Annotated in this window: 18 protein-coding genes; 14 read left to right on the top strand and 4 right to left on the bottom strand. The window is 58.5% G+C overall.

Annotated features, from left to right (window positions below):
* Positions 1 to 220 precede the first annotated feature (220 nt).
* Positions 221 to 3,538 carry an O-linked N-acetylglucosamine transferase, SPINDLY family protein gene (locus tag DW58_RS12525; protein WP_024550595.1) on the bottom strand — a complete coding sequence of 1,106 codons (3,318 nt, stop codon included), beginning with the start codon at positions 3,536 to 3,538 and terminating at the stop codon, positions 221 to 223.
* Positions 3,539 to 3,693: 155 nt separating this feature from the next.
* Positions 3,694 to 4,584, bottom strand: a complete 891-nt coding sequence (locus DW58_RS12520) for a flagellin N-terminal helical domain-containing protein (protein WP_024550594.1) — start codon at positions 4,582 to 4,584, stop codon at positions 3,694 to 3,696.
* A 438-nt stretch (positions 4,585 to 5,022) separates the two neighbouring features.
* Here DW58_RS12520 and fliD point away from each other — a divergent pair, with 438 nt between their 5' ends.
* From fliD to amyA, 4 genes are all read left to right on the top strand, one after another.
* A complete protein-coding gene (gene fliD, locus DW58_RS12515) occupies positions 5,023 to 6,453 on the top strand; it encodes a flagellar filament capping protein FliD (protein WP_024550593.1) in 1,431 nt (476 codons plus the stop codon).
* Between the two features lie 9 nt (positions 6,454 to 6,462).
* Positions 6,463 to 6,873 (top strand): flagellar export chaperone FliS, encoded by a 411-nt coding sequence (fliS, locus tag DW58_RS12510; RefSeq protein WP_024550592.1) that lies wholly within the window; start codon positions 6,463 to 6,465, stop codon positions 6,871 to 6,873.
* Entirely contained in the window at positions 6,873 to 7,232 is a 360-nt protein-coding gene (fliT, locus tag DW58_RS12505; protein WP_024562447.1) for a flagella biosynthesis regulatory protein FliT, read from the top strand. The genes fliS and fliT overlap by 1 nt, the downstream gene beginning before the upstream one ends.
* Positions 7,233 to 7,302: 70 nt before the next feature.
* Positions 7,303 to 8,790, top strand: coding sequence for an alpha-amylase (gene amyA / locus DW58_RS12500; protein WP_024549594.1), 1,488 nt, complete (start codon positions 7,303 to 7,305; stop codon positions 8,788 to 8,790).
* A 114-nt stretch (positions 8,791 to 8,904) separates the two neighbouring features.
* Here amyA and yedD read toward each other — a convergent pair whose 3' ends face one another.
* Positions 8,905 to 9,318: a lipoprotein YedD gene (yedD, locus tag DW58_RS12495; RefSeq protein ID WP_024549593.1), complete on the bottom strand. Its 414-nt coding sequence runs from the start codon at positions 9,316 to 9,318 to the stop codon at positions 8,905 to 8,907.
* A 156-nt stretch (positions 9,319 to 9,474) separates the two neighbouring features.
* On the opposite strand from yedD, the gene DW58_RS12490 reads away from it, so the two are divergent.
* Positions 9,475 to 9,981 (top strand): GNAT family N-acetyltransferase, encoded by a 507-nt coding sequence (locus DW58_RS12490; protein ID WP_024549592.1) that lies wholly within the window; start codon positions 9,475 to 9,477, stop codon positions 9,979 to 9,981.
* A 159-nt stretch (positions 9,982 to 10,140) separates the two neighbouring features.
* Here the strand turns inward: DW58_RS12490 and fliE are convergent, their stop codons facing one another.
* A complete protein-coding gene (gene fliE / locus DW58_RS12485) occupies positions 10,141 to 10,452 on the bottom strand; it encodes a flagellar hook-basal body complex protein FliE (RefSeq protein ID WP_024549591.1) in 312 nt (103 codons plus the stop codon).
* Positions 10,453 to 10,680: 228 nt separating this feature from the next.
* Between fliE and fliF the strand changes: the two genes are divergently transcribed.
* From fliF to fliN, 9 genes are all read left to right on the top strand, one after another.
* Positions 10,681 to 12,378, top strand: coding sequence for a flagellar basal-body MS-ring/collar protein FliF (fliF, locus tag DW58_RS12480; protein WP_024549590.1), 1,698 nt, complete (start codon positions 10,681 to 10,683; stop codon positions 12,376 to 12,378).
* Complete coding sequence (gene fliG, locus DW58_RS12475) at positions 12,375 to 13,379, top strand: flagellar motor switch protein FliG (RefSeq protein WP_024549589.1); 1,005 nt, start codon at positions 12,375 to 12,377, stop codon at positions 13,377 to 13,379. The genes fliF and fliG overlap by 4 nt, the downstream gene beginning before the upstream one ends.
* Positions 13,372 to 14,064, top strand: a complete 693-nt coding sequence (gene fliH / locus DW58_RS12470; RefSeq protein ID WP_024549588.1) for a flagellar assembly protein FliH — start codon at positions 13,372 to 13,374, stop codon at positions 14,062 to 14,064. The genes fliG and fliH overlap by 8 nt, the downstream gene beginning before the upstream one ends.
* Entirely contained in the window at positions 14,064 to 15,434 is a 1,371-nt protein-coding gene (fliI, locus tag DW58_RS12465) for a flagellar protein export ATPase FliI (protein ID WP_024549587.1), read from the top strand. Before fliH ends, fliI begins: the two co-directional genes overlap by 1 nt.
* A gap of 20 nt (positions 15,435 to 15,454) precedes the next feature.
* Positions 15,455 to 15,898 carry a flagellar export protein FliJ gene (gene fliJ / locus DW58_RS12460; RefSeq protein WP_024549586.1) on the top strand — a complete coding sequence of 148 codons (444 nt, stop codon included), beginning with the start codon at positions 15,455 to 15,457 and terminating at the stop codon, positions 15,896 to 15,898.
* The gene (locus DW58_RS12455; RefSeq protein WP_024549585.1) at positions 15,895 to 17,121 is read left to right on the top strand and encodes a flagellar hook-length control protein FliK; all 1,227 of its coding nucleotides are present in this window, start codon (positions 15,895 to 15,897) and stop codon (positions 17,119 to 17,121) included. Before fliJ ends, DW58_RS12455 begins: the two co-directional genes overlap by 4 nt.
* Positions 17,122 to 17,226: 105 nt before the next feature.
* A complete protein-coding gene (fliL, locus tag DW58_RS12450) occupies positions 17,227 to 17,706 on the top strand; it encodes a flagellar basal body-associated protein FliL (RefSeq protein WP_024549584.1) in 480 nt (159 codons plus the stop codon).
* A gap of 4 nt (positions 17,707 to 17,710) precedes the next feature.
* Positions 17,711 to 18,715 carry a flagellar motor switch protein FliM gene (gene fliM / locus DW58_RS12445; protein ID WP_029592988.1) on the top strand — a complete coding sequence of 335 codons (1,005 nt, stop codon included), beginning with the start codon at positions 17,711 to 17,713 and terminating at the stop codon, positions 18,713 to 18,715.
* Entirely contained in the window at positions 18,712 to 19,122 is a 411-nt protein-coding gene (gene fliN / locus DW58_RS12440; RefSeq protein ID WP_024549627.1) for a flagellar motor switch protein FliN, read from the top strand. The genes fliM and fliN overlap by 4 nt, the downstream gene beginning before the upstream one ends.
* The last annotated feature ends 3 nt before the right edge of the window (positions 19,123 to 19,125 follow it).

Here is a 19,125-nt window from a genome sequence, read left to right as displayed (position 1 = left end):
GTTGAGTTATCGGCTTGATTATCCGTTTCTGGAGGGCTTTTAATTGGATGAATAGTGGGTAAAAGAGGGGGTTATTTTGGATGTTAAGCTAAATTTCGTTAAAAAAGCGTCAGATAGCGAAACGGGCACGCAGTAATCACTGCCTTACCGCGCGCGGAAACGAACCGGGTCGCTGCCGCGCGCTATTTTAACCGGCGGGTCTGATGACCCGCAGGCAATATCAGACCGCGACGTACTTATATTTTTCGAGCACTTTATCGAGCAGCGCCGGATTAATATTGGCCTTCAACCGGAACAGCCCCGCGCTTTCGGCGACGTGTTCGGTATCCAGAAACTCCAGCACAACATGATAATCGGCACGATCCCAGAAATCATGAATATAAATAAGCGTGTCGGCGATATTTTCCTGTCGGGCAAGGGTGTGCTTAATGGCATTCAGCGTACAGGCCACGCGGAAACGGCCATCGACCAGAATAAAGTCAAAGGCGGTGTCATAGCGCATGATGGCTTCGCTGTAGTCGGTGAACTTCTCCTGGTGGGTATTATCCACCGGGTAGCCCCAGGCTTTGGTCGGCCCGATATCCACATACTCCACTTTACACAGCGGGCCTGCCTCTTTGTGCAGCGTGTCGACCCAGAACTTATCGCTCTCCACGCCGTACACTTCGACGTTATTGCGCGTGGCAAGCTTGGTCGAGCCGCCGCTGCCGAACTCGAAGTACTTCACCGCTTTTTTCAGATGGCGCTCAAACAGCTCGGTTTCACGCAGCGACATGCGCGGCATCTCCGGGATGATCGCTTTGTTCGCCGGCTCTGCGGAAGTGGTGCTCGCCTGCCCCTGCATGCTGCCCAGGTAGTCGTCGGCGCGTTCCACGGAACCCGCTTTAAACACGCTGTAGGCCACGTCTTTCAGGCCGTAAGCGGCATGCATGATAAACGCCAGTCGCTCGCGCTGCTGATCGTCGAGCTCAGGGAGACGCTGCGCCGCGGGAATAAACAGCGCGGTTGCCGCCACCGCTTTTGACGACGCCAGCTCACCGTACTGCGCGCTGGTCAGCGGTTCACCCTGCTCGGTATGGGTGAACGCATGGAACGCCAGCCCGAACCCGCTGAGCGCCCGCTTAATCTCCTCGAAGGACATCTGGTTTTCGTGGGTGTCGTCAAAGCTCACGCGCACTTCCAGGGCCAGGCAGCCAGAGAGAATGCGCTGACCGTGGGCCAGCACTGCGCGCAGATCGAACCGGTTGTCCAGCACGAACCACTCCAGCGTATCGAGGCCATGGATCTCATCGAGGCGCGAGCTCTGGGCCTGCACTTCGGTGATGATCTGCGCCCCGGTACCGTTCAGCGGCTTCAGGTTTGAGCTCTGGGCATTATCAAGACAGATGTAGACCGGCTGCATCTCGCCGTCGCCGAGGGCGTGCAGCTTGATATGCTGGATAGCTTTCTTACGCAGCGGCAGATGGTCATCCTGCACGGCGCCTACGGTATCCATGAGGATGAACCAGAACGCCTCCAGCCCGGACAGAGTGATGAACTTGTCACCGGTCGCGAAGTTGCCACCGTAGTCCATCATGAAAATCTTGCCGCCGGTTTTGAACTCGAAATCGCTGCTTTCCGCTTTGGTGGCCTGCACCGCACTGCCCGCCGGCATCGCCAGGGTCATCGGCGCTGCTTCACCGTCAAACTGTGGCGCGTGGTCGTTGCTGAGCGTCAGCGCGGCGGGTGCTTTGCCCTCGCAGTAGCGCTGCCACACGGCGCGCATCGCCTCGGAGAAGTGTTTCGCGAAGCGCTGGCCGTCACAGACCGGGGAGGACAGCAGAATATCGCGCAGGTTGCTGCGGATAATCGCCAGGCTCTCCAGGTCGTGCGTCAGCCCGACGGTGATGTCGATATAGTTCTGCCAGTCGCTGGCCACCAGCTCCTGCAGGCCGGCGTTCACCAGGTGCGACGCAGAGTGACGCCCGGCAAAGGTCGGGCCAGGCAGGGTCACTACCGGCACGCCCATCGCCATTGCTTCGCAGGTGGTCAACCCGCCGGAGTACGGCCAGGGGTCGAGGGCGATATCAACATCGTGGTAGCTGGCCAGCAGCGCCTGGTGCGGCGACGCGCCTTCAATACGCACGCGCTCGCGGGCAATACCCAGGCTTTCCAGGGTGCTCAGCACGTGCTCTGTCAGCGAGTCGTTATCGAAGTTGAAGCTTTTCAGGAACAGACGCGAATCCGGCACGCTGTGCAGCAGCGTCGCCCACTGAGCCAGCAGTGGATCGTTGATTTTTGAGGCGTTGTTGAAGCAGCCAAAGGTGATATAGCCGTTGGTTTTGACCGGATTCTCATTCACCGCCGGCAGATAGAACGGCGGATCGTAGCAGATGTAGTCGTCCGGCATGCGGATCAGCTTTTCGGTATAGAGTGCATCGCTCCCTTCCGGGGTTTCCACCCGATCGCTGAGAAGATAGTCCATGGTCTCAAGGCCGGTACTGCTGATGAGCCCGCCCACCCACTTAATCTGCACCGGTGCCGGCGCCAGCTGCAGGGTCTGCATGCGGCTGTTGGCGTTATAGCCGCTGAGATCGAAAAGGATATCAATCTCGTCGTCGCGGATAATTTTATCCAGTTCGAACGGCGAAATATGCTCAATGACCATCCACTTGGCGCACATGCGCTTGATGCGGTGGGTCAGGTGATCTTCTTTATAGTTGGTGCTGTAGGCGTAGAACTCGATCTGCGACTCGGGAATATTGCCGAGGCCCATGGTGATCATCTGCCCTACCGGGTGCGAGCGCAGCCCGTCGGAAATCAGCCCGATGCGCAGGCGTTTATCGGCGGTCTTGTTCTTCGCCACCGCGCGCGCCACGCGTTTCGGCTTAAACGCCTGCTGCCACTCTTTGCACATCGCCAGAATGTCTTCCGCGCTGCGCGCCGGATCGTAGTGCGCACCGACGATGCGGTTGAAGTACGGCGTGGGGTTATCTTTGCTTACTGCGCAGCTTTTTACGTAGGCGGCATCCATTGCCGCGAACTGGCTGAGATCCTGTCCGACCATGCCAAGGTTGTTCCAGAACAGCCAGTTGTCCGGCGCCTCGTCGGTCAGCTCTTTGTAGATAGCCTGGGCCTGCTCATATTTTTTCTGTTTTTGCAGCACCGTGGCATACAGCGAACGCAGCGGGCGAGAATCGTTTTTACCGATACGGGTTACCGCCTCGGTAAGGTACACCTCTGCTTCTGGCAGGCGATCGCTGCGATAAAGCAGGTCGGATTTCGCGTAAATGGCTTCGATATAGTCCGGGGCGATTTTCAGCGCTTTATCCACGCATTCGTCAGCCTGGAAAAACTGCCCGAGCCGCTGATTAGCTTTGGTGGCAATCACCCACAGCAGCGGGTTACCGGCGTCTTTTGCCAGCAGCTCGTCAACCAGCGCGAGGGTATTTTCGGGTTGGGTAGAAAGCCAGTCGAGTGCGAGATGAATCTTTTTATTAACGGCGGGATCGGCCGCTTTCTGTGCGTGTGGGGCAGATTTAGCGAGTGACTTTTTCATGTGCGCGCTTTATTCCAGGTTAAAGACCAGACTCCTCAGAAACGATCTTCTGAAACGCCAGGCAGATATCGACCCAGTATAAAAAACGCAAAAAAAAATAACGGGTATAATACCCGCTATTTTTTATGCTAATTACTGTGATTGCTGATGCGATATTAACGCAGCAGGGACAGTACGGTCTGCGGAACCTGGTTAGCCTGGGACAGTACAGAAGTACCAGCCTGCTGCAGGATCTGCGCGCGGCTCATGTTGGACACTTCGGTCGCGTAGTCGGCGTCTTCGATACGGCTCTTCGCAGCGGTCAGGTTGTTAACGGTGCTGTTCAGGTTGTTAACAGTAGACTCGAAACGGTTCTGGCTGGCACCCAGGCTTGAACGCAGGGAGTCAACGTCAGAGATTGCTTTGTCGATTTCGCCCAGCAGCTTGGTGTTAACAGTTGCAACGGTAGCAGTAGTACCGGTAGCAGCAGTGTAGGTAGCCAGGATGCCGTTAGCAGAAGCACCGGTAGAAGCTTCAGAAATACCAGTCAGGCCAGCGGTGCTGAACAGAGTGGTAGAATCGATTTTCTTCAGGGAGATGCCGATGGTTTCGTCGTCGTTCGCGCCAACCTGGATGTTCAGGGTCTGAGCGGTAGCCAGTACTTTCACGCCGTTGAAGCTGGTCTGAGCAGCAACACGGTTGATTTCTTTGATACGGTCAACAACTTCGTTGTTGATGGAAACCAGGTCGTCACCGGAGTTGGTGCCGTTGTTCGCCTGAACAGTCAGCTCACGGATACGCTGTAAGTTGGTGTTGATTTCGTTCAGTGCGCCTTCAGTAGTCTGAGCAACAGAGATACCGTCGTTAGCGTTACGTGCAGCCTGAGTCAGGCCTTTAACCTGGGCAGTCATACGGTTGGCGATAGCCTGGCCAGCAGCGTCATCTTTCGCGCTGTTGATGCGCAGACCAGAGGACAGACGCTCGATTGCAGTACCCAGTGCAGACTGAGATTTGTTCAGGTTGTTCTGAGTAGTCAGGGACAACAGGTTAGTATTGATAACTGCCATGATTTTATTTCCTTCAAATAATGGGTTTTAGATTCGGTGCCTAACACTCACGGCGTCTCTCACCGTCAACAAGGTTATCGACGGGCCTTAAAAAGACTTTAGAATCAATTTTAAAAAATTAGTAACACCATGTATTTAAAGATAATTTAATTACTACAGTGCGTTTGCGATTATTATTTAATTCAAATCCTGCCGCCCTTTTACATTACGCGTGCACGTGGGTCTGAGGGTGACATTTTTTCCTTATTATTAGATCGTACTCGCCGCCAGGCGGCATCTCAGCATTTTTGCTTCTGCCCGCGTTTCATTTCTATGGCGCTAATTGCCCGTCAATCTCCTGGCTGTTCCTGGGATTATTTTTTTCGTCTGGCCGTAAACTTTCGTCATCCGTCGCCGATATAGAGTCCTGAACTACCATCGTATTTAAGGAAAACATGCATGGCTACTATCAGTAATCTCGGGATAGGCTCTGCCGGGCTCGGGGATCTTTACGATCAGTTAGAAACGGCTGAAAGGACTAAGCTGACGACCATCACGACCCAGCAGTCGACGTATAACGCACAGCTTAGCGCCTACGGCAAGCTGCAGAGCGCCATGACAAGTCTGCAGACTGCCACGGCTACGTTAGGTAAAACCGCGACCTGGAACTCGACCGCAGTCAGCAGCACCAACACCGCTTTCAGCGCCACGACAACCTCTGATGCATCCGTTGGCAGCTTTACCGTTAACGTAAGCCAGGTTGCTAAAGCACAGGTGCTGACCACCGGCTCCATTGCCAGCAACACCGAAAAACTCGGCGATATTACCGGGGCGAAGCGCACTATCTCCATCAGCCAGCCGGGCACCGAAAAGCCGCTGGAAGTGGATCTGACCGATGCGGATACCTCGCTGTCCGGTATCGCCAGCGCGATCAACAAAGCCAACGGCAACGTGACCGCCAGCATCATTAAAGCAAACGATGGCGATTACCGCCTGATGCTGACCTCGAAGACCACCGGCACCGAGAGCGCGATGACGGTCACCGTAACCGGTGATGCCAAACTGCAGAGCGCCATTGGTTACGACTCTGCGACCGGCACCGGCGCCCTGTCCGAGCAGACCGCGGCGAAGAACGCCATCGTAGTGGTGAACGACGTCGAGATCGAACGCCAGAGCAACACCATCTCTGATGCGCTGCCGGGTGTCACCTTCACCGTTAAAGCGCAGAGTAAAGCCGACGAATCGCTGGACATCACCCGCGCTACCGACGCCAACAAGAAAGCGATCACCGACTGGGTGAGCGCCTATAACTCCCTGCAGGCCACCATCAGTTCCCTGACCAAGTACGTGGCGGTAGATAAAGGCACCGACGCCCAGTCCAGCAGCAACGGCGCGCTGGTCGGCGACGGCAACGTGCGCGGTATTCAATCGCAGCTGCGTGGCATGCTGACGGATATCCAGGCCGGTTCGGTACAGATCATGGCGCAGTTGGGTATTTCCCAGGACCCTAACAAGGGTAGCGAAGGGACGCTGGGCACGCTGAAGATCGACTCCGACAAACTGAACAAGCAGCTGTCAGAAAACCCGGCGGCGGTGCAGGCCTACTTTATCGGCGACGGCAAGACCACCGGTCTGGCAACCAAAATGAATAACACCCTTACCGATATGCTGAGCACCAGCGCGGGTAAAACCGGTGTCATTCAGAACGCCAAAGACGGTATCAACAAGACGCTGAAAACCTTGAGCCAACGCTACGACGCCATGGAAGCCTCTATTGATGCAACTATGGCGCGCTACAAAACGCAGTTCACCAATCTGGATGTGATGATGACCAAGATGACCAACACAGCCAATTACCTGACGCAGCAGTTCACCAAAAGCAGTAGTTAAGGACTAGATATGTACAACAACTCTGGTGTTCAGTCCTATCAGAAGATAGGGGTGGAAAGTGCGGTAATGAGTGCGAGCCCACACCAGTTAATCGTGATGTTGTTCGACGGGGCACACAGTGCCCTTGTTCGCGCGCGCCTGTTTCTGGAAGCAGGACAAATGGCGGAGAAAGGCGAAGCCCTGTCAAAAGCCATCAACATTATTGATAACGGGTTAAAAGCCGGGCTCGATATGGAAGCCGGTGGGGAGCTGTCGCAGAATCTTGCCTCGCTGTATGAATACATGGTGCGACGGTTGTTACAGGCCAATTTGCGCAATGATGTGGATGCCATCAGCGAAGTGGAAGGCCTGCTTGTTAATATTGCTGATGCGTGGAAACAGATCGGCGCAGGTTCACCCACTTTCCAGGATTCGCTCTGATGAATGACCTCCTCTCATCCCTGAACAACTGGCAGGCACTCTACGCACTCAGTAACAGCATGCTCAACCTGGCTCACTCCGGGGAATGGGATGAGCTTATTGAACAGGAAGTCAAATACGTCACCCTTGTGGAAACCATTGCCAGACACCCCGTGTCCCCCGGCAATATTGTTCATCAGGAACAGGCGCGTCAGCTGCTGACGAAGGTATTGGCCAACGAAGCCGAGCTGCGTACGCTGTTGCAACAGCGTATGGATGAGCTGCGTGAGCTTATCGATCAGACCGGCCGACAGAAATCGGTCTCTACCACCTATGGCAAGCTGTCGGGCAATATTCTCTATCCCCACGATTTCAACTAATACACTCCCACTGATGATGTTTTACGCCATACTCCAGAAGTCACACTGACTGACTTCTGGAGCAAGGACGATGCAAAACCCCACCCTGTTGCAATGCTTTCACTGGTACTACCCCGACGGCGGAAAGCTATGGCCGGAAGTCGCGGCGCGCGCTGATACCTTCAGCGAATACGGCATCAACATGGTCTGGCTCCCGCCCGCCTGCAAAGGCGCCTCAGGCGGTTACTCGGTCGGCTACGACACCTACGATCTGTTTGATCTGGGCGAGTTCGATCAAAAAGGCTCGGTCGCCACCAAATACGGGGATAAAGCCCAGCTGCTCCACGCGATCGCCCGTCTGCAGGAAAACGGCATCGCCGTGCTGCTCGACGTGGTGGTCAACCATAAGATGGGCGCCGATGAGAAAGAGCCGCTGCGGGTCAATCGCGTCAACCCCGACGACCGCAACCACATCGACCCGGAGGTCATCGAGTGCGAGGCCTGGACGCGCTACACCTTCCCCGGCCGCGCCGGTAAATACTCTCGCTTCGTCTGGGACTATCACTGCTTTAGCGGCGTCGACCATATCGAGAACCCTGACGAAGAAGGGATCTTCAAAATCGTCAACGACTACACGCGCGACGGCTGGAACGACGAGGTGGATGGCGAGAACGGCAACTACGATTTCCTGATGGGCAGCAACATCGACTTTCGCAACCATGCCGTGACCGAGGAGATCAAATACTGGGCGCGCTGGGTGATGGAACAAACGGGCTGCGACGGCTTTCGTCTCGATGCGGTGAAGCACATTCCCACCTGGTTCTACCGGCAGTGGATCGACCATGTGCAGGACGTGGCGACGAAGCCGCTGTTTATCGTGGCGGAGTACTGGTCCTACGAAGTGGATAAGCTGATGCAGTACATCGAGGACGTCGACGGGAAAACCATGCTGTTCGACGCCCCGCTGCTGAAAAACTTCCATACCGCGTCGCTGCAGGGCCGGGACTACGACATGCGCGACATCTTTACCGGCACGCTGGTGGAGGCCGACCCGTTTCATGCCGTGACCCTGGTGGCGAATCACGACACCCAGCCGCTGCAGGCGCTGGAAGCCCCGGTGGAAACCTGGTTCAAACCGCTGGCCTATGCGCTTATCCTGCTGCGCGAGAACGGCGTGCCGTCGGTGTTCTACCCGGATATGTACGGCGCGAGCTATGAGGATACCGGCAGCGACGGGGAAACCTACCCCATTGAGATGGCGGTGATTCATCAGCTGGACCAGATGCTGATCGCCCGCCAGCGTTACGCCCACGGTGTGCAGACGCTGTGGTTCGATCACCCGAACTGCATCGCCTTCAGCCGCAGCGGCACGGAAGAGAGTCCCGGCTGCGTGGTGGTGTTGTCCAACGGCGAGGACGGCGAGAAGACAATGACGCTGGGGGAAAACTACGCGGCGAAAACCTGGCGCGACTTTCTCGGCAACCGCCCGGAGGTCATTACTACCGATGAGACCGGCGCCGCCACCTTCACCTGCAACGGCGGCAGCGTCAGCGTGTGGACGATCGCGGAAGACGACTAGCTCTGGTCGAGCCGGCGTGCGGTTTAGCGGCTCACTGCTTCGGGCTAACCCGCGCGCCTGTATCGATGGCGCTTATCCCCCGATCCGCGCGCAGAACGCGAGTCGGGGCAAGCACTACGGCGCTACGCCGTTAAGCGGATGTGTAGCCAGGTAATCGGCGCACTCCTGGGTGGGGCGATCGACCTTCTCAAGCGTCATACCGTCATACTCAAGCGTGCTGCCGGCGCGCTCCACCTCGTAGATCTCCCGCTTCGCGGTGACGTTATAGAGCGTCCCGGAACGCAGCATCAGTTTGCCCGGTACGGCAATCACCCGCTGCCACTGGCGACAATCCAGGGTATCCCCCTCCGGGGTAATCACCAGCGAACCGATCGCCTCCGGGCTGACCAGCGAACTTTGAGGGCCTTTTGACTGCCAGTTGCCTGCCAGATCCGCCGGGGCCGGGGCTTTCACCACCGCAGAATAGTCATCCACCTGCACGCAGCCGCTCAGGGCGACCAGCGCCGCTACCATTGCCAACGTTTTCATCTTTAATCCTGTCAGGAAGCGAAAAAACCTATTCTGGCATCAAAGCCGCGGCCGTGCCAGCCGGGATAAGGGCGAAGGATTAACGACTTACCGCTGTACCCTCCTCCGGCCCCCTGCTATCGTCATGCTTTTCCCATGGCCGTTACAGGAGGCCTTATGATCGACTTTACCCCGATGACCGACGCGGCGTTTCCCGCATGGCAGCGCTATTTCGTCGCCGAATACGCTCAGGAAATTGTAGAGAACTATCGCCTGAGTGAAGAGAAGGCCCTGCGCCAGGCCGCGCTGGACGTCGAACACAGCTTTCCCGACGGGGCACACACCCGCACGCAGGTGCTGGTGAACCTCATGCACCGTGCAGACGGCGGCGAGCAGCACATTGGCTACCTCTGGTACACGCCCAACGAGGCGATGCGCTCGGTCTATATCTGTGATTTTTACCTGTTTCCCGACTGTCGCGGTCAGGGTTTTGGCAAGGCGGCCATGCGCGCGCTGGAGCAGCGTCTGGCGCAGCAGGGTTTCAGTGAGATCAAACTGCGGGTGGCGGCGCACAACGATCGGGCACGGCGCGTCTATGACGCCTGCGGCTTCGAAGTGACGGGGATCAATATGAATAAAGTGCTGGATGCGACGCACAGCGATGGACTGGAAAACAACGCTTAACCGCCGTGGACGCTGAATGCCAGCTTCCTGAGAAGCTGCCCTTCAGTTGCCTGCCGGACGCCCTGAGCATACGGAACCACCCCCTGCTCTGCACATCCCGCCTGCGGCCCACGCCGTGCTAAACCCTGACGTAGTGACGTCGGTACTGCGTTTTTATGACTAGACCTGCATGCTCATGATGTCCTGGTACGCCGTAATCAGCTTATTACGTACCTGGATACCCATCTGCAGCGAGACGGACGATTTTTGCAGATCGACCATCACATCATTCAGCGCCACACCCGGTTTACCCATCGCGAAGTTTTCCGCCTGAGTACGCGCCGTGGTGGAGGCTTCACTGATTCGGCCCAGTGCGGCCTGTAACTCACCGGCAAAGCTGACGGCGGGCTGTGCTTCCGGCGCCACATTACGGGCTACGCCTGCGGTTGCCTGTAACTGCTGAAGTACGCCTTCAATACCCTGTATTGCCATGGTCATCCCCTGGATATTTTTTTACCGCGATGAGAATAACAGCTTGTCAATGAGATAATGGCGGTAATTAGCTGCAAAAAATCAGGCTATTTGAGCCATAGAAAATCCTGAATCATCAAATAATGGCACGGCCATCATTATGGAACTTTTGTCGTGTTTTCCGACCCGGGAGTCCGTTTTGCTTCAACACACGAAACATTCAGTTAACGCCGAGCCGCGAGGTACGCAATGAACGCCGCTGCTACAGCTCAACCCTCACAAAATAAATCTGTCGAGTGGCTGAACCGCTTACGCGCTAACCCTAAAATCCCGTTAATGGTGGCGGGTGCTGCTGCCGTCGCGATTGTCGTGGCGCTGGTGTTATGGGCAAAGACCCCGGACTACCGCACCCTCTATAGCAACCTGACGGATCAGGACGGGGGCGCTATCGTCACCCAGCTTACCCAGATGAACATCCCCTACCGCTTCTCTGACAACGGCAGCGCCCTGATGGTGCCTGCCGATAAAGTGCATGAGCTGCGTCTGCGCCTTGCCGGCCAGGGACTGCCGAAAGGCGGTGCGGTAGGCTTTGAGCTGCTCGATCAGGAGAAGTTCGGCATTAGCCAGTTCAGCGAGCAGGTTAACTACCAGCGCGCGCTGGAAGGCGAACTGGCCCGCACCATCGAGACCCTCGGCCCGGTGAAAAGCGCGCGTGTGCATCTCGCGATGCCGAAACCGTCGCTGTTCGTGCGCGAGCAGAAAGCGCCGTCCGCTTCCGTGACCCTGAACCTCGAACCTGGCCGCGCGCTGGACGAAGGGCAAATCAGCGCCGTGGTGCACATGGTTTCCAGCGCGGTGGCCGGTCTGCCGCCGGGCAACGTCACCCTGGTCGATCAGGGCGGTCATCTGCTCACTAAATCCGAAACCAACGGGCGTGACCTGAACGACGCGCAGCTGAAATACGCCAGCGATGTGGAAAGCCGCATTCAGCGCCGTATCGAATCTATCCTCGGTCCGATTGTCGGCAACGGCAACGTGCATGCGCAGGTTACCGCGCAGATCGACTTCGCCAGCAAAGAGCAGACCGAAGAGCAGTATCGTCCGAACGGCGACCCGTCGCAGGCGGCCGTACGCTCACGTCAGCTTAATACCAGCGAACAGGTTGGCGGCCCGTACCCGGGCGGCGTGCCAGGCGCCCTCTCCAACCAGCCGGCACCGGCAAATAACGCACCGATCGACGCACCGGCGGCGAATCAGAACAACCAGAACGGACAAAACGGCCAGAACAACCAGAATGGTCAGCAGACCACGACGGCTGCTAACAGCGCGCCGCGTAACTCCTCTAACGATTCGACCACCAACTACGAGCTGGACCGCACCATCCGTCACACCAAACAGAACGTGGGCGATATTCAGCGCCTGTCGGTCGCCGTGGTGGTGAACTACCGTGCGCTGCAGGACGGCAAACCGCTGCCGCTGACCGCCGAACAGCTCAAGCAGATTGAAGACCTGACCCGCGAAGCGATGGGCTATACCGAGAAGCGCGGCGATACCCTGAACGTGGTCAACTCACCGTTCACCGCAACGGATGACAACGGTGGCGAACTGCCGTTCTGGCAGCAGCAGGCCTTCATCGATCAGCTGATGTCTGCCGGTCGCTGGCTGATTGTTCTGCTGGTTGCGTGGCTGATGTGGCGTAAGGGCATCCGTCCGATGATCAAGCGCCGCGAAGAGCAGACGCGTATGGCCATCGAAGCGGAGCGCGAGCGTAAAGAAGTGGAAGAGTCCGTCGAGGTCAGCCTCAGCAAAGACGAACAGACCCAGCAGCGCCGCAATAACCAGCGCCTGAGCGCCGAAGTGATGAGTCAACGTATTCGTGACATGTCTGATAACGATCCGCGCGTCGTCGCGCTGGTCATTCGCCAGTGGATGAGTAACGAACTATGAGTAGCACCAGCACCCTGACAGGAACCGATAAAAGCGCCATCCTGCTGATGACCATCGGTGAAGACCGCGCGGCGGAGGTGTTCAAGCACCTCGCCCCGCGCGAAGTGCAGCACCTGAGTGCTGCCATGGCCAACGTACGCCAGATCTCTAACAAACAGCTGACCGAGGTTCTGGCCGAGTTTGAACAGGAAGCAGAACAGTTCGCGGCGCTGAGCATCAACGCCAACGACTACCTGCGTTCGGTGCTGGTAAAAGCGCTGGGCGAAGAGCGTGCCTCCAGCCTGCTGGAAGATATCCTCGAATCGAAAGAGACGACGACCGGCATGGAAACGCTCAACTTTATGGAGCCGCAGAGCGCTGCCGACCTTATCCGCGACGAACACCCGCAGATTATCGCGACCATCCTGGTCCACCTCAAACGTGGTCAGGCCGCCGATATCCTGGCGCTGTTCGACGAGCGTCTGCGTAACGACGTGATGCTGCGTATCGCCACCTTCGGCGGGGTACAGCCGGCCGCACTGGCAGAGCTGACCGAAGTGCTGAACAACCTGCTCGACGGTCAGAACCTCAAGCGCAGCAAAATGGGCGGCGTAAGAACCGCAGCGGAAATCATCAACCTGATGAAGACCCAGCAGGAAGAAGCGGTTATTACCGCGGTGCGCGAATTCGACGGCGAGCTGGCGCAGAAAATTATCGACGAGATGTTCCTGTTCGAAAACCTGGTGGAAGTCGACGACCGCAGCATCCAGCGCCTGCTCCAGGAAGTGGAGTCCGAATCGCTGCTGGTGGCACTGAAAGGCGCCGAAGCGCCGCTGCGCGAGAAGTTCCTGCGCAACATGTCCCAGCGTGCGGCGGATATCCTGCGCGACGACCTGGCCAACCGTGGTCCGGTGCGTCTGTCTCAGGTGGAAAACGAACAGAAAGCCATCCTGCTTATCGTCCGTCGTCTGGCGGAGACCGGCGAGATGGTGATCGGCAGCGGCGAGGATACCTATGTCTAATCAACTGCCGTGGCAGCCGTGGTCACCGGAAGATCTCTCCCCTGCTCCCAGTTTTGAACTGCCGGAGCCGGTGGAAGTCAGCGGTCTGGACGACGGCGAGATCCCCGAGCCGGATCTGCAGCAGACCCTGGCCCTGATGCAGGCCCAGGCCCGTGAACAGGGTTTTGCCGCCGGTCATGAAGATGGCCGGGTGCAGGGCGTTGAGCAGGGCCGCAAAGAGGGCTTTGCCCAGGGGCTGGAGCAGGGTCTGAACGAAGCGCGCCAGCAGCAGGCGCCGGTTCATGCCCGCATGCAGCAGCTGGTCAGCGAGTTTCAGTACACCCTCGATGCGCTGGACAGCGTTATCGCCTCGCGCCTGATGCAGATGGCGCTGGAAGCCGCGCGTCAGGTAATTGGTCATACCCCGAGCGTGGACAACAACGCGCTCATCAAACAGATTCAGCTGCTGCTTCAGCAGGAGCCGCTGTTCAGCGGCAAACCGATTCTGCGCGTCCATCCGGACGATCTGCAGCGCGTGGAAGAGATGCTGGGCGCGACCCTCAGCCTGCACGGCTGGCGTCTGCGCGGTGACCCGACGCTGCATCAGGGCGGCTGCAAAGTCTCCGCCGATGAAGGCGATCTGGATGCGAGCGTGGCGACGCGCTGGCAGGAACTGTGCCGCCTCGCCGCACCGGGAGTGGTGTAATGACCGCCCGTCTGACCCGCTGGCTCAACACGCTCGACAGCTTTGAGTCACGCATGTCGCAGCTCCCTGCCCTGCGCCGCTACGGCAGACTGACGCGTGCCACCGGCCTGGTGCTGGAAGCCACCGGCCTGCAGCTCCCTCTCGGCGCGACCTGCATTATTGAGCGCCAGGACGGCGGCCAGCTTAAAGAAGTGGAAACCGAAGTGGTCGGCTTTAACGGCCACAAGCTGTTTTTGATGCCGCTGGAAGAAGTGGAAGGCATTCTGCCCGGCGCGCGCGTCTATGCCCGCGGCGGTAACGGCGACGGGATGCAGAGCGGTAAACAGCTGCCGCTTGGCCCGGCCCTGCTCGGTCGCGTGCTGGACGGTGCCGGAAAGCCGCTCGATGGCCTGCCTGCCCCGGATACCAAAGATACCGGCGCGCTGGTCAGCGTCCCGGTTAACCCGCTGCAGCGTACCGAAATCACCGACGTGCTCGATGTCGGCGTGCGCCCGATCAACGCCCTGCTGACGGTAGGTCGCGGCCAGCGTATGGGCCTGTTCGCAGGTTCCGGCGTCGGTAAATCGGTGCTGCTCGGCATGATGGCGCGCTACACCAAAGCCGACGTGATTGTAGTCGGGCTTATCGGCGAGCGTGGCCGCGAAGTAAAAGACTTTATTGAGAATATCCTCGGTGCCGACGGGCGCGCCCGCTCGGTGGTGATCGCCGCCCCGGCCGACGTCTCGCCGCTGCTGCGTATGCAGGGTGCGGCCTACGCCACCCGCATCGCCGAAGATTTCCGCGATCGCGGCCAGCACGTGCTGCTGATCATGGACTCCCTGACCCGTTACGCGATGGCGCAGCGTGAGATTGCGTTGGCCATCGGCGAACCGCCGGCCACCAAAGGCTATCCGCCTTCCGTATTCGCCAAGCTGCCTGCGCTGGTGGAACGTGCCGGTAACGGCGTGCATGGCGGCGGTTCGGTGACCGCGTTCTATACCGTATTGACCGAAGGCGACGACCAGCAGGACCCGATTGCCGACTCGGCGCGCGCCATTCTGGATGGTCACATCGTGCTGTCGCGCAGCCTGGCGGAAGCCGGTCACTATCCGGCTATCGATATCGAAGCCTCTATCAGCCGCGTGATGACGGCCATTATTCCGGAGCAGCAGTATGCCCGGGTACGCAACTTTAAACAGCTGCTCTCCAGCTTCCAGCGCAACCGCGATCTGGTCAGCGTGGGAGCCTATGCCAAAGGCAGCGACCCGATGCTCGACCGCGCCATCGCCCTGTGGCCGGAACTGGAAGCGTTTTTACAGCAGGGCATTTTCGAACGTTCAGGCTGGGAAGACTCGGTGCAGGCACTGGATCGCATCTTCCCGTCGGTGTGATGAAGTGGAGGTAACAGGCCATGGCGAAAAATAGCGCACTCAACACGCTGAAGGATATGGCAGAGAAAGAGGTAGACGATGCCGCGCAGCGTCTCGGCGATATGCGCCGCTGCTGCCAGCAGGCTGAAGAGCAGCTCAATATGCTGATCAACTATCAGTCGGAATATCGCGATAACCTGAACAACGACATGAGTCAGGGGATCGGCAGCCAGCGCTGGCAGAACTACCAACAGTTTATTACCACGCTGGAGAAGGCTATCGAACAGCACCGTCTCCAGCTGGCACAGTGGTCGGTCAAAGTGGATCAGGCGCTCGACTTCTGGAAAGAGAAAAAAATACGTCTTCAGGCCTGGCAAACCCTGCAGGATCGGCGCTCATCCGCCGCGCTGCTTGCAGAGAACCGGCTCGATCAGAAAAAAATGGATGAATTTGCCCAGCGGGCATCACTGAGGAAAAGCGAATGATTACGTTGCCCAACATTGTGCTGACAGACGCCGACGCGGCCACCCCAGGCGTGGGCGGCAAAGCAGCAGCCAGCAGCGGCGATTTTCTGGCGCTGTTAAGTCAGGCTCTGCCCGGTGGGATCAAAGGCGCGGACGGTAAAGCGCTGAACCTGGCCGCCCTCACTGCCGATGCGGCGACGGGCAAAACCGCACCGCAGCAAGACCTGGCCGCGCTGGTTGCCGCCGGCGACGACGCAACCGCAGAAAATCCGCTTGCTGCCCTGCTGGCTACGGTAGGTCAGGATGATGATGCCCTCGCCTCGCTGGGTAAGCTTATCGGTACCGTCAAACCGGGTGATGCAAAAGACGACGCCCCGGCACTGGAGAGCGATAAGAAGCTCTCCAGCGAAGATATGGCCGCCCTGAGCGCCCTGTTCGCCATGCTGCCGCAGCAGACGCCGCTGGCGCAGGCCACCACCCTGAGCACCACCGCGGGTGGGCAGAATATTGCCGCCGTGAGCGCCTCTGCGCAGCGCCCCTCTTTGGGCGAGACGCTGAGCAGCCGTACCGCCCCGACCGCGCAGCCCGCTGACGGCAAAGGCAATGCCGCCGCCGCCGTGACGCCGGCCACCACTGCCCAGCAGCTGGCCGACACTCAGGTTGTGCAGCCCGCTGGTCTGAGCGAGAAAGTGCAGGCCGATGCCAGCCCGACTGCCGGCCAGAGCCCCCATAACCTGACGCCGCTGGCGGCCAGCATTGCCAGCGTCAACACCACCACAGCGCAGGTCGCCACCCCGGTGGTGCCGCACATCAACGCCCAGCTCGGTACGCCGGAGTGGCAGAGCTCCGTCAGCCAGCACATCACGCTGTTTACCCGTCAGGGCCAGCAGACGGCCGAGCTGCGTCTTAACCCGGAAAATCTGGGCAGCGTGCACATCAGCCTTAAAATTGATGATAACCAGGCACAGCTCCAGATGGTCTCCCCGCACAGCCACGTGCGTTCCGCGCTGGAAGCCGCACTTCCGGTTCTGCGCACGCAGCTGGCGGAGAACGGCATTCAGCTGGGACAGAGCAGTATCAGCAGTGAAAGCTCGGCTGGCGGCCAGCAGACTGACCAGCAACAGCAGCAGGCAAACCGCGGTGGCGGCTTTACTTTTGCCGGAGCAGATGACGAGGTGCTGAGTGTGCCAGCCTCGCTTCAGTCCGCGGCGCGCGGTAACAATGCGGTAGACATCTTTGCCTAAACGCCAGAGGTAGCGCGAATATACGCGTCTTTTCCGCGCTTTGACCGCTCGCAGACACGGGATAATCAGCCCATGTGCAGTACCGATACAGGAAGCCCGCTCTAGATGACTGACACCGCTATCAACAAAGGCCGCAAACGCTCCATCTGGATGCCACTGCTGGTGCTTATCACTCTCGCAGCCTGCGCTACCGCAGGCTACAGCTACTGGCGGATGCAGCAGCACCCGGCCGGGGCCGCTGCATCCGCCGCCGCCGCGGAGCCGACCCCGCCGCCAGCGCCGGTCTTTTTCGCACTCGATACCTTTACCGTTAACCTCGGTGATGCGGATCGCGTGCTCTATATCGGCATCACGCTGCGCCTGAAAGATGACGCCACGCGTATGCGCATCAGCGAATACCTGCCGGAAGTGCGCAGCCGTCTGCTGCTGCTCTTCTCCCGTCAGGACGCGAGCGCGCTGGCGACCGATGAAGGAAAACAGAAGCTGGTCGAGGCCATTAAATCGACGCTTGAGGCGCCGCTGGTTTCCGGGCAACCGAAACAGGTGGTGACCGACGTGCTGTACACTGCCTTCATTTTGCGGTAATCCCATGGGCGACAGTATTCTTTCTCAGGCCGAAATCGACGCGCTGTTAAACGGCGACAGCGAGCAGAGCGACGCCGCCAAAACCGGTGGCGCAGGCGACAGCGACATTCGTCCCTATGATCCCAATACCCAGCGTCGCGTGGTGCGCGAGCGCCTGCAGGCGCTGGAGATCATCAACGAACGTTTCGCCCGTCAGTTCCGTATGGGGCTGTTCAACCTGCTGCGTAGAAGCCCCGATATTACGGTAGGCGCGATCCGTATCCAGCCTTACCACGAATATGCACGCAACCTGCCGGTGCCGACCAACCTGAACCTTATCCATCTGAAGCCGCTGCGCGGAACCGGTCTGTTCGTGTTCTCGCCAAGCCTGGTGTTTATCGCCGTGGATAACCTGTTTGGTGGCGACGGTCGTTTTCCGACCAAAGTGGAAGGACGCGAGTTCACCCATACCGAGCAGCGCGTTATCAACCGTATGCTGAAGCTGGCGCTCGAAGCGTACAGCGATGCCTGGAAGGCCATTCATCCGCTTGACGTGGAGTATGTGCGTTCCGAGATGCAGGTGAAGTTTACCAACATCACCACCTCGCCTAACGACATCGTGGTTAACACTCCGTTCCACGTTGAAATTGGCAACCTGACCGGCGAGTTCACTATCTGCCTGCCGTTCAGCATGATTGAACCGCTGCGTGAAGTCCTGGTTAACCCGCCGCTGGAGAACTCCCGCCACGAAGACCAGAACTGGCGCGATAACCTGGTTCGCCAGGTGCAGCACTCCGAACTGGAGCTGATCGCCCACTTTGCGGATATACCGCTGCGCCTGTCGCAGATCCTGAAGCTCCAGCCCGGTGACGTACTGCCGGTTGAGAAGCCGGACCGCATCATCGCGCACGTCGATGGCGTCCCGGTACTGACCAGCCAGTATGGCACGGTGAATGGTCAATACGCCCTGCGCGTCGAACACTTGATCAACCCGATTTTGAATTCGCTGAATGAGGAACAGCCCAAATGAGTGACATTAACAATCCGTCCGACGACAACGCAGGCTCAGTGGACGATCTGTGGGCTGACGCGTTAGGTGAACAGAAAGCGGCCGGTAAAAGCAGCGCCGACAATATTTTCCGTCAGATGGACGGTGGCGACGTTGCGGGTTCACTCCAGGATATCGATCTGATTATGGATATCCCGGTCAAGCTGACCGTTGAACTGGGCCGTACCCGTATGACCATCAAAGAGCTGCTGCGTCTGACCCAGGGGTCAGTGGTGGCGCTGGACGGTCTGGCCGGTGAACCGCTGGATATTCTGATCAACGGCTACCTCATCGCCCAGGGCGAAGTGGTGGTAGTGGCAGATAAATACGGCGTGCGCATTACCGATATCATCACCCCTTCTGAGCGCATGCGTCGCCTGAGCCGTTAATTG

The sequence above is a fragment of the Siccibacter turicensis LMG 23730 genome (genome assembly GCF_000463155.2).
Lineage (GTDB): Bacteria > Pseudomonadota > Gammaproteobacteria > Enterobacterales > Enterobacteriaceae > Siccibacter > Siccibacter turicensis.
Note: the sequence above shows the minus strand (reverse complement) of the source record. Positions and strands in the feature narration are given on the sequence as shown.